This is a genomic window from Ileibacterium valens, assembly GCF_001945525.1.
Classification (GTDB): domain Bacteria; phylum Bacillota_I; class Bacilli_A; order Erysipelotrichales; family Erysipelotrichaceae; genus Ileibacterium; species Ileibacterium valens.
In genome coordinates this window covers 1-11,900 of record NZ_MPJW01000177.1, presented here as the reverse complement: position 1 = coordinate 11,900, position 11,900 = coordinate 1, and the positions used below count along the sequence as shown (strand labels likewise).

The window sequence follows — 11,900 nt, the reverse complement described above, 5'->3', positions numbered from 1 at the left end:
CAAAAGGCGGAAATCTTCCGTTTCCGACTTTCCTGAGAGGAAAGCTGGAGCACAGAGAAGATTTCCGCCTTTGATGGTATTCAGGGATAACCGGGAATAAAAGCCCGTGCAAATTTCAAAAGGTTACTGTTCAGAAGCGGGATTCAATCAGGAATTTTTCAAGAGTTTAAGCCTTGGATATAATAAAGACATGATTCATTTACATACCCGATCTTGCTATACATTGCTTGAATCGACGCTTACAATTGAACAGATCATACAGGCTGCCAGAAATAGTGGACAAACGGCTGTTGCATTAACGGAAAAAAACGTCATGTTTTCCGCTATGACTTTCATCCATCAGGCGATTCAGGCTGATCTGAAACCTATAATTGGTCTTGAAACCGTATTGGAGATGGATCAGTCGAAAATCTCAGTCATCCTGTACGCTAAAAATAATCAGGGACTCAGTGGGCTGTTTGAACTTTCTTCACTGCTTGGCTTAAGAGAGCAGAAAATTCTGACTAAAAGTGAAGTTCAAAAGTATATGGAGGATTTGATTGTACTGACATCTGGGGTTGATGAGACCATCGAACAGATGATTGTTCAGGGTGATAATGAACAGTTAATCCTTTTGTTTGAAGAGATGCAGGAGATGAATCCAGACTTTTTTATTGCGATTGCGCTGAATGATTCTCCAAGACAAAAGCATGAAAATATCACTCTTAAAACGATTGCCCAATCGATCTCGATTCCAACGCTCGCTCTTTCCCGAATCGACTATCTGAACAAAGAGGATCATCTGGCTCTTCGTCTTCTTCAGGCAATTGATGCCCAGAAGAACATTCAGGATCCTTCTTTACACGTCAGAGCACACCGATACTGGCGAACACCAGAAGAGATGGAGCTGCTTTACGAGGCTGATGATCTGCAGATGACAGATACAATCGCCAGCATGATCCATCTGAAACTGCCGCTTGAATCATCAACGCTTCCAGTCTTTGAATCCAGATCAAAAGGGAATGCGACTTCTGAAGAATATCTCAGAGCTTTATGCAAAGCTGGACTGCAAAAACGGTTGAATGGAAGAATTCAGGATTTATATAGCAGACGGCTTGACTATGAACTGGACATGATTTCAAAAATGGGATTCTGTGATTACTTTTTAATTGTCTGGGATTTTATTCGGTATGGAAGATCTAAAAATATTCTGATTGGCCCAGGGAGAGGATCAGCTGCAGGATCGCTGGTGGCTTATTGCCTGGGAATCACGCATATTGATCCAGTGACCGCCAATTTACTGTTTGAACGATTTTTAAATCCGGAGCGAATCAGCATGCCGGATATTGATACAGATATTCCAGACGATCGGCGCGATGAGATTATCCGATACGTAGCTGATAAATATGGAGTAGATAAAACAGCTCATATTGTAACTTTTGCAACTCTGAAGGCCCGTATGGCCATTCGCGATACGGCTAGAGCGCTCAATATTCATGTTCGGGATGCAGATCAGATGTGTGCCTTGTTGGGGAAAGATCCTAAGATCACCCTGAAAGAGGCCTATGAAAACAATCGGGCGTTTCGAAATCTGGTTGAATCAAGAAAAACCTTCAGAACCCTGTTTGAATATGCCAGTAAAATCGAAGGACTGCCGCGTCATATTTCAGTGCATGCGGCAGGAATCATTCTTTCTGGTAAGCCAATCAGCCATTATGCCCCGCTGGTTGATGCTGGTATGGCTATTCCTGCGGTCCAGTTCACGATGGAGCATCTGGAAGAAATCGGTTTGATCAAGTTTGACTTTCTGGGATTAAAGAACCTTTCTGTCATCGATTCAATGAATCAGATGATCAAAATGCGTCATGGACAGAAGCTCGATCTCTTTCATTTACCGCTAAACGATTCCAAAGTATATCGGATTTTAAAAAATGCGGATACATTAGGAGTCTTTCAGCTTGAAAGCGATGGGATGAGACAGTTGATTCGAAAATATCAACCAGAAAACTTTGAAGATATTGCAGCCATCCTGGCTCTTTATCGCCCAGGACCCATGAAAAATATTGGACTTTTTTTGGAAGCTAAGAAAAGAAGCCGCAAAAGATCAAAAACAGTCAACACGACTTTGCACCCATTATTAGATCCTATTCTTTCAGAAACAGGCGGAGTCTTTCTTTATCAGGAACAGATTATGCTTGCGGCTCAGACGATTGGTGGATTTTCGCTGGCTCAGGCGGACTCACTGCGAAAAGCAATGTCAAAAAAGAACAGGGAATTGATGGATTCATACCAGAATTTGTTTATTGAAGGAGCTAGAGAAAAAAATATTCCGCAAGAAAAGGCAAAAGAAATTTTTGAAGTGATGGAGCGGTTTGCACATTATGGTTTTAATAAATCTCATTCTTATGCTTATGCGTTAATCGTTTATCAGATGGCTTATATTAAAGCGAATTTTTCTCTGGAATTCTATCTGTGTAATTTGGATTCCTGCATCGGTTCAGCCAGCAAATCTTCAGCGTTCTTAAACGAATGCCGCTCTCGAAAAATCAGAGTCCTTGGGGTGGATATTAATCATTCTAATCTGAGCTACTGCATTGAAGGTGAAACAGTTTTAAGAATGCCTTTGACTATTCTGAAAGGAATGGGCTCCTTATTGGCTTCAAAAATCATCGAAGAAAGAAAATTAAACGGTCCATACAAGGATTTGTTTTCAACACTTGCCCGGTTGATTGCCATTGGAATTTCATCGGCAAATTTTGAAACACTGATTAAAGCAGGCGCTTTTGATTGTTTTGGTTTTTACCGCGCAGGTTTGCTTGGCTCTTTGGAGCGTTTAATTCAATACGGACGGATGGTTCGAGTAGAAGGTGAAGGGGTTTTGTTTTCATTTGATGCGGTCAGTCCGCCAATGGTTGAACAGAAAAAGGAATCGAGGATGGAGCGAACATGGATGGAAAAGGAATCTTATGGTTTTTATCTCTCGGATCATCCAGCGATTCAATGGCGTAATCAATATCCAGGCGCCAGATCCATAAGACAGATTCGTCAGGAAATCGGAAATGTGGAAACGGCAGGCATTCTGAAATCGGTAAAAATTCATAAAACGAAAAAAGGTCAGGATATGGCTTTTGCCATCCTTGAAGATGAAAATGAGACAATTGACCTTGCGATTATGCCGGATCTTTACAGCTATCTTCAGAGCCGTGGGTTGCTTGAAACAATGCATGGTATTCATATCCTTGGCAGGAAAGATCAGAATCGAAATTCGATTCTTGTCAATCGATTTGATGTGTTGAACTGAGCCTGTACGATTGACGGAAGTCGACTTTTTCATTAAAATAGATACGTTGCAGTCTTCTCGATATGCAACCGCTCAGAAAAGGTATTAAGAAGCCTGGCTCACCTTTATGGCGAGTATCAACACAATCAGAAAGGAGACTATCAAATGTACGCTATTATTGAAACTGGCGGAAAGCAGATCAAAGTCGAAGATAATTCCGTTATCTGGGTTGAAAAACTCGATGCTCAGGAAGGGGAAACTGTTGAATTCGATAAAGTGCTTTATGTTGATGGAAAAATCGGAACCCCATTTGTTGAAGGTGCCAAAGTTACTGGAGTTGTAGAAAAACAGGGAAAAGGTAAGAAGATTACCATTGTTAAGTATCGTCCTAAAAAATCCTCCACTCGCAGAAAACAGGGACATCGTCAGCCTTATACACGGGTTAAAATCGAATCCATTACTGCTTAAGGCATGATCAGAGTCCTAGTGGGGATTTCAGGTGAGAACATCACCGGCTTTTCTGTGAAGGGACACGCTCTTTATGGAGAGCATGGTCAGGATCTGGTCTGTGCTGGCGCTTCTTCAATTGTTTATGGTGCCATGAATGCCCTTGATATTTTATACCCAGGTCTATGTGATTTCAGGGTTTTATCAAATTCCATACAGATCCGAACCAATGCTGCGGATGAAGGTCTGCAGACCTGCCTGAAAATGCTGCAGGTACAGCTTCAGACTCTTGCGGATGATTATCCGAAGAATATTCAAGTGAATAAGAAAGAGGTGTAAATAATGCGTTTCCATTTAGATATTCAGTTTTTCGCTTCTAAAAAAGGTGTAGGTTCGACTAAGAACGGACGTGACTCTCACGCCAAACGCCTTGGTGCAAAACTGGCTGACGGACAGTACTGCCATGCTGGATCTGTTATCTACCGTCAGAGAGGAACCAAAATTCACCCGGGAACTAACGTTGGCCGCGGTGGAGATGATACTTTATTCGCGAAAGTAAACGGTATTGTTAAATACGAACGTATGGGCAAAGACCGTAAAAAAGTATCTGTTTATCCAGCTGCCTAAGCACTGTGATAGAAAATACGGAGATGCTTCGGCATCTCTTTTTTCTTTGGTTGTTCGTGAAATATTCTTTGACAGACAGGAAGATTACAGGAAAATCGGTGTTAATGAGAGTCTGATTCAGGAAAAAACAGGTAAACTGACTTACAATGTTTTTGAAATGAGGTCTGAATTATGTTTGTTGATCAGGTAAAAGTTCACTTAAAAGCCGGTAAGGGCGGAGATGGACTGGTTTCCTTTAAACACGAGAAATATGTAGCCAATGGCGGTCCTTTCGGCGGCGATGGCGGACATGGTGGAAATATCATTTTTGAAGCAGATCCGGGAATGGTAACCCTTCTCGACTTGCGTTATCATCGAATCATCCGCGCTGAACCTGGAGAAAAAGGCAAAAATAAGCGGATGCATGGGGCAACCGCTCCCGATACTGTAATCAAAGTTCCATTAGGAACGATGATTAAGAAGGCTGATACCGGTCAGATCATCGCCGATCTGACAGAACCGGGACAGCGCCAGATTGTGGCACAGGGTGGAAGAGGCGGAAGAGGAAACTCCCGTTTCAAATCCAGCCGGAATACGGTTCCACGCTATGCTGAACCAGGACGTGAAGGTGAGGAATTCGATGCCATTGTCGAACTGAGAACCCTTGCTGACGTGGGTCTGGTTGGCTTCCCATCTGTTGGTAAATCAACCTTGCTCGAAGCAGTGACCAAGGCAAAACCAGAAATTGGCGATTATCCTTTTACAACCATTTCACCAAATGTTGGAGTGGTACAGACAAAAGATGGCCGAAGCTTCGTCATGGCGGATCTGCCAGGACTGATTGAAGGGGCCAGTCAGGGAAAAGGACTTGGTCATCAGTTCTTAAAGCATATCGAAAGATGCCGCGTTATTGTTCATGTGATTGATATGGGAGGTTCTGAAGGCCGCGATCCAGTCGAGGATTATCGAATCATCAATCAGGAACTTGAAAACTATCATCTGCGTCTTCTTGATCGGCCGCAGATCGTTGTAGCCAATAAGATGGATTTAGAAGAAGCCCAGGAAAACCTCAAACGATTCAAGGAAGCTTATCCTGATCTAGAAGTTTTTGAAACTACGACAATTATTCATGAAGGACTTGATCCGGTATTGCGTAAGGCCGCGGATCTGCTTGCGGTTACTCCTCTGTTCCCATTGACGGATGAAAAGGAAGAAGATGAAGGCGTTACTTATACCTTCGAAGAAAAAGAAAAACCGTATACTATTGTTCGTCATGAAGATGGAGTTTACGAAGTGACCGGACGAATCATTGATGAACAGTTCCATCCGGAAAAACTCACAACGGATGAAGATTACTTCCGCTTTGCCAACCAGATGCGCTATCTAGGTATCGACAAGAACCTGCGTGCAGCTGGGGCAAAAGATGGCGATACGATTATGCTTCAGGGATACGAGTTTGAATTCGTTGAACAATAATTTTTCATTTTTAGTATTTAAAATCAGCACAAATTCTTAAGCAGATGGGAAAGTCAAATCCCATCTGCTTTTTTGGAGTTTAAGAGATTTGAAGCGATTTAAAGGTCATCAGGAAACCTGAAAAAACACAGGAATACACAGGTATAATAGAAAACGGAATCTCTGCAGTTGAATTATTCTGGTTTTGTTCAGAAAACAACCAAAAATGTAATTTAGATAGTTTAATAGGCGATTGATACATGCTTTTTGTGAATTGCTCTAAGAAAATCTGAAAATATGGTTGAGATCATTCTTTTTGGTGAATAAGGAATTGCAGCTTCCCTTTTCGTTTTCATGATCAGGAGTACTAAATGAGTTTGGATTGTTTGTTGATCAGGCTGACTGAATAAACGAACTCAGATTCAATCCTAAAATCTCCAATCAGAAGCAGAGAATACTCTTAACAGATGAATAGACGAAAACTGTAAACATAAAACGAATAACAAACAGGAATTATATGACAGGCAACAAATATGAGGAGGAAAATATGCGTTTAATCACATGGAACGTCAATGGCATTCGGGCAGTGATGAAAAAAGGACTTGAACAGATGCTTGATTACCTGGATGCCGATATGGTTTGCTTTCAGGAAACAAAAGCTCAACAGGAACAGATTGATCTTTCAGAAGACCTGTATCCATATCAATACATCAGCTCTGCTAAGAAAAAAGGATATTCGGGTACGATGATTGTCTCAAGAATTGAACCGATATCAGTAAGTTATGGTCTTGGTATTGAAGAGCTGGATCAGGAAGGCCGAGTGGTTTGTGCTGAATTTGAAAATTTTTATCTGGTTGATGTATATACTCCCAATGCTGGAGAGGGATTAAAGCGTCTGGATTTCAGAGTCAAATGGGATATTGCCTTTGCAGACTATATTAAAAAGATTAATCAGGTTAAGCCGGTTCTCTTATGCGGAGACTTCAACGTGGCCAGAACTGAGGATGATATCTGGGATGGAGGAGTTTCAGAGGCTGGATCCCCTGGATTTACTCCAGAAGAAAGACTTGGGTTTGAACGCGGTCTGATGCAGATTCTTAAGGATTCCTGGCGTGAACTGCATCCTGAAGACAGACAATATACCTGGTGGTCCTACTACAGCAGAGGCCGCGAGAAAAACCAGGGATGGCGAATTGATTACTGGCTAATCAGCCCTTCGTTGATGGATAAGGTCGAAGATGTACGAATTCTCGATGATGTTTTTGGCTCGGATCATTGCCCGGTTGAACTCGAAATTGATATTGACTGATACGAAGAAACAAATCAGAACAATTAGCTATTAACGGGTCCAGAGATCTGATGCAGACTGAATCGAAATTGTCTCGATAGAAGATAAGACAGAAAAGCATTCATATCAGCTGCATATGGAATAGCTCATCATTGCCTGTTAATAATTTTTCAGGGATATACGTGAAAGATTCAAAGAACAAACAAGAGATAGATAACAAAAAGATGGTCAGGAGGGGCTGAAATGATTGCAATGTTAAAAGGGACTGTGTTTAAAATCCGTCATGATTCCCTGATTCTTGAAGTTGGAGGAATCGGCTTTGAGGTGTTTGTAGGAGATACGCTGGATTTCAGACATGGTGAAGAACTGACTTTATATACCTATTTACAAAATCGGGAAGATGGACAGGTACTGTTCGGTTTTAAAGATGAAAGCGCCCATGACCTGTTTATTCGTCTGATTAAAATTAAAGGAATCGGTCCAAGAACGGCTGTGAATATGCTGACAAAAATGTCAGCTTCCGATATGGCCAAAGCAATAGAGACAGGCGATCTAAAGACCTTAAAATCTTTACCGGGAATTGGTGCAAAAACCGCAAGCCAGATTATTCTTGATCTCAAAGGTCAGATTGTAATAGAGGAAAAAGATGAGCGTGCAAAGCCAAAACGTTCTGCCAATCCGATCTGGGCTGAGACGATGGAAGCTCTGGATGCGCTTGGCTATAAACCAGCCCAGATCGCCTTTCTCGATGAAGAGATGTCTGGTAAAGTGGGTCTGAGTTCCAATGAGATGCTTAAAATTTGTCTGAAAAAACTCGCTATGGCTTCGGGATTATGAGATGATTAATAATTGTTGTTGAGAGCTTAACCTTATAACCCGAATCAACAAATCTATTTATGTACATTGCAATGGACTTACAGAAAGGGGGAGCAAGTAATGAGTGAAAGATTGGTAGAACCGGAGCTCCAGGAAGATGATCTGGATTTGAGCCTGCGCCCATCGAGTTTGAATGAATACATTGGTCAGGACCGCCTCAAAGAAAATCTGAAAGTATTCATTGAAGCAGCAAGAACCCGACATGAAACGCTTGATCATGTTCTGTTCTATGGTCCGCCTGGACTTGGAAAAACGACATTGGCTAATATTATTGCCAATGAAATGAAAGGAAATCTCAAAACCGTATCCGGACCCGCCATTCAAAAACGCGGAGATCTGGCGGCTGTCCTTTCAACCCTGGAAGCAGGAGACGTCTTATTTATTGATGAAATTCACCGCCTGAATAAATCTATAGAAGAAATTCTGTATTCAGCCATGGAAGACTATTTTCTCGACATTATCATCGGAAAGGATTCAGGTACAGCCCATTCCATCCGACTCGATTTGCCTCCCTTTACATTAGTGGGAGCGACGACCAGAGCAGGAGATCTTTCCGCGCCGCTTCGGGATCGATTCGGAATTTCATCAAGTATGGAATATTACACCATTAATGATCTTTCGAAAATCGTTTTACGAACCGCAAACGTTTTCTCAACAGGAGTGGATGAGGATGCTGTCAGGGAAATTGCTTTGCGTTCCAGAGGAACACCGCGAATTGCCAATCGACTGTTTCGCCGGGTCCGCGATTTTGCAGAGGTTTATAACGAAGGGTATATTACCAGGGATATTGCCGACCATGCCCTTGATCGGCTGCAGATTGATGAGATCGGACTTGATCGAGTCGATTATAAAGTTCTTGAAGGAATTCAGGAACGCTTTAATGGTGGTCCGGTAGGAATGGAAGCTTTGGCCAGTTCCATCGGCGAAGAACCATATACCCTTGAAGATGTCTATGAACCTTATCTTCTGCAGATTGGTTTTTTAAACCGAACTCCACGCGGAAGGGTCATTACGTCAAAAGGACTTGCTCATCTTAGAAAGCATCAGGGACGGGATAAGCCGATTGCTTTTTCCGTGGAGAATCTCGCCGATGAATTAAAATTATCGAGTGAAGAAACCTGAATTGAGATAAAATGACTTCATGAAAGAAATCACTGCATTTGCCCAGAAAGTATTAAATTTTCTTGAACCCGATCCGACGGAGCAGAAAAATATCTTGGCCTTAGCGGACGAAAGTGCCCCATCACAGGCTGATGAGATGAAAAAGTTCAAGTGTCGAATCATACAGGCAAGACAAAAGAATGAAAAAGTAATGGTAGCCGGCGATTATGACTGCGATGGAGTCATCTCGACCTCAATTATGGTGGATGCTCTTCGAACCTTAGGCATTGAAACCGGCTTTTATATCCCTGATCGTTTACACGAAGGATATGGATTAAGACCGAAAATTGTTGAACTGGCAGCGGCTAAAGGTTATTCACTGCTGATTACGGTAGATAATGGAGTAGCGGCTAATGAAGCCCTGAAAAAAGCAAAAGAAATCGGACTTGAGGTCATTGTTACAGACCATCATCAATTTGATGAAGAAAATCCGCCGGAATGCTCTTTGTTTATCCATCCCTGCAAACTCGAAGAACCCTATCAGAAACTGTGTGGTGCCGGTCTGGTCTATGAGATTTTTCGATCCTATGGGCTCGTTAAGCCAGAATATTTGCAATGGGCAGCCACCGCAACCATTGCCGACTGCATGCCAGTTCGTGATGAAAACCGGACAATTATTCGTCATGGTTTAGCGGCAATGAATGATAACTGCGAACTGCATCTGGCCTTATTAACGAAAAAGAGTCATATGAACGAAACGGACATTGCTTTTCAAATTGTTCCCCGGATCAATTGCATTGGTCGATTATCCAATATGGCGAATGTGAATACATTTGTTCGCTACTTCCTGAATCCGGATCGCCGTCAGATCAGCAGTTACGCCTTTAAGGTGGATGAGCTCAATTCAAGAAGAAAACAGATGTCTTCTCAGATCACTGAATTGGCCAGAGGGAAACTCAGGCTAAGCCGTCCGGTTTTGATGGCCAGTGATCCGTCTTTTCATGAAGGAATTATCGGAACGGCTGCAGGTGGTTTATGCGAGCAATATCGAAAACCGGTGATTATCGTTTCTGAATCGGCAAATGGCTGCAAAGGAAGTATGCGAGCTCCTGAAGGATTTGACTGCGTAAATTTTTTGAAACCTTTTGAGAAGTTTGAAGCGTTAGGCGGTCATAAGGGAGCTGCTGGCTTTACGGTAGCTAAAGAAAATCTCGAAGAATTTGATAAATTTGTCTTTCGTCATGGCAGGGAAATTGAATGGAACAGACCGGAAGCAAACCTGATTCCAATTACAGAAGAAGAAATTACGATTGAAAATATTCAAAGTCTCGATGCACTGAGACCTTTTGGAAAGACGTTTGAAGCTCCAAAATTTGTTTTAAAAAATCCCAGAATCACTTCGGTATTTGACCTGTCGAATGGGAAGCACCGCAAGTTTACGCTTGCCGGCGGAGCAACTGCTCTGCATTTTAACCAGACTTCACAGGACATGCAGGCATCGGTTTTATCCATTAAGGAAATTCATGGAACCCTCGAAATCAGTGAGTATCAGAATCGTAAAACTCCTGGAATGATTATCGATGAAATTGTGTACTTCTGATCTATAAAGTGGTATAAATATTTGTCTGCTTTTTTCTGATTGATGCCTATGAATTGAAATTCAGATCAATCAATCATGCAGAATTCTGATTCAAAAGACCATCGTCAGGATAATTGATCACCATAAATGATAGTTTTTTGAATATCTCAGGATTAAACCGATAGAAGTACCCTTTATAAATACAATCAAGATGAAACAAGGAGAATTTATTCATGATCGATTTAAAAGACTATATTGCCAGCATTCCTGACTTTCCAAAAAAAGGCATCATTTTCAGAGACATTACTCCAATTATGCTTGAACCAGAAGCCTTTAAGGAAGTGACTGCCCGTATTGCTGAGTTTGCCAAAGAAATAGGTGCTGATTTGGTGATTGGACCAGAAAGCCGCGGATTCCTTTTTGGCGTTCCAGCCGCAATTGAAGCAAATCTTCCATTTGCTCCAGTACGCAAACCCGGAAAACTTCCAAGAGAAACCATTTCTCAGTCCTTTACCCTTGAATACGGGACTGATACTTTAGAAATGCATAAGGATGCAGTCAAGCCAGGCCAGAAGGTCCTGATTGTGGATGATCTGCTTGCAACTGGCGGAACAGTAGAAGCGGCTGAAAAAATGGTTGAACGTCTTGGTGGAAGTGTTGCCGGGTATGCTTTTGTGATCGAACTGGATGATCTTAAGGGTCGTGATCGTTTAAGCAAAGACGTACCTGTTCTTGCGCTGACACATTACGAAGGTGAGTAAACGACTATTAACTATAGTCTGATAACTAAAACCTAAAATCAAACATCTGCTATAGAAGAATGCTTTGTTCTTAAGAGAAAAAAGAAAAGCCTTTAGATCCTGCATGCATCAGTGGGATCTGAAGGCTTTCTCTATTCCTGATTTTGTCGATTTGTTGAAAGTAACCTTTTGAAATTTGCACGGGCTTAGATCCTCCGGTTCCAGTCGATATTCTGTATTCGACTAGAACTGGAGGATTTTATGCATAATTATCTGTTTTCCAAATCCCGTGAACTGAATCAGGAACAGTGGATGAACCTGGTTGATCAATACCAGGTGTCAGGTCTGACTCAGGCTGGCTTCTGCGTCCAAAACGGCCTGGCTTTATCCACCTTCCAGTACTGGCGCAGAAAAGCTGCCGCCGTATCGCCTGCTTCAGCGGCTCTTGAATTCGTAGAAATTGACAGGACGGTCTTCCTGGATTTGGAAGGATCAGACGAGAGTCCAAAGCCGGTGATTGAAATCACTGACAGCGACCGAACGATCCGT

At 42.2% G+C, this 11,900-nt stretch carries 11 protein-coding genes and 1 other annotated feature; all 11 genes read left to right on the top strand.

Annotated features, from left to right (window positions below):
• Window positions 1–106: 106 nt before the first annotated feature.
• A complete protein-coding gene (locus tag BO222_RS09105; protein WP_083647773.1) occupies window positions 107–3,280 on the top strand; it encodes a DNA polymerase III subunit alpha in 3,174 nt (1,057 codons plus the stop codon).
• 56 nt (window positions 3,281–3,336) lie between these two features.
• Window positions 3,337–3,407, top strand: a sequence feature (ribosomal protein L21 leader region).
• A 17-nt stretch (window positions 3,408–3,424) separates the two neighbouring features.
• Entirely contained in the window at window positions 3,425–3,727 is a 303-nt protein-coding gene (gene rplU, locus BO222_RS09100) for a 50S ribosomal protein L21 (RefSeq protein WP_075820360.1), read from the top strand.
• 3 nt (window positions 3,728–3,730) lie between these two features.
• The gene (locus BO222_RS09095) at window positions 3,731–4,045 is read left to right on the top strand and encodes a ribosomal-processing cysteine protease Prp (protein WP_075820359.1); all 315 of its coding nucleotides are present in this window, start codon (window positions 3,731–3,733) and stop codon (window positions 4,043–4,045) included.
• Window positions 4,046–4,048: 3 nt separating this feature from the next.
• Complete coding sequence (rpmA, locus tag BO222_RS09090) at window positions 4,049–4,333, top strand: 50S ribosomal protein L27 (RefSeq protein ID WP_075820357.1); 285 nt, start codon at window positions 4,049–4,051, stop codon at window positions 4,331–4,333.
• Window positions 4,334–4,504: 171 nt separating this feature from the next.
• Entirely contained in the window at window positions 4,505–5,788 is a 1,284-nt protein-coding gene (gene obgE / locus BO222_RS09085) for a GTPase ObgE (RefSeq protein WP_075820355.1), read from the top strand.
• Window positions 5,789–6,314: 526 nt separating this feature from the next.
• The gene (locus tag BO222_RS09080; RefSeq protein ID WP_075820364.1) at window positions 6,315–7,076 is read left to right on the top strand and encodes an exodeoxyribonuclease III; all 762 of its coding nucleotides are present in this window, start codon (window positions 6,315–6,317) and stop codon (window positions 7,074–7,076) included.
• Window positions 7,077–7,298: 222 nt separating this feature from the next.
• Window positions 7,299–7,892, top strand: coding sequence for a Holliday junction branch migration protein RuvA (ruvA, locus tag BO222_RS09075; RefSeq protein ID WP_075820353.1), 594 nt, complete (start codon window positions 7,299–7,301; stop codon window positions 7,890–7,892).
• A gap of 99 nt (window positions 7,893–7,991) precedes the next feature.
• Complete coding sequence (gene ruvB / locus BO222_RS09070; protein ID WP_075820351.1) at window positions 7,992–9,053, top strand: Holliday junction branch migration DNA helicase RuvB; 1,062 nt, start codon at window positions 7,992–7,994, stop codon at window positions 9,051–9,053.
• 19 nt (window positions 9,054–9,072) lie between these two features.
• Entirely contained in the window at window positions 9,073–10,632 is a 1,560-nt protein-coding gene (locus BO222_RS09065) for a single-stranded-DNA-specific exonuclease RecJ (RefSeq protein WP_075820349.1), read from the top strand.
• A gap of 215 nt (window positions 10,633–10,847) precedes the next feature.
• Window positions 10,848–11,372: an adenine phosphoribosyltransferase gene (locus BO222_RS09060; RefSeq protein ID WP_075820362.1), complete on the top strand. Its 525-nt coding sequence runs from the start codon at window positions 10,848–10,850 to the stop codon at window positions 11,370–11,372.
• Between the two features lie 240 nt (window positions 11,373–11,612).
• Window positions 11,613–11,900, top strand: a 288-nt coding sequence (gene tnpA, locus BO222_RS09055) for an IS66 family insertion sequence element accessory protein TnpA (protein ID WP_198931968.1), incomplete at its 3' end; no start/stop codon positions are given.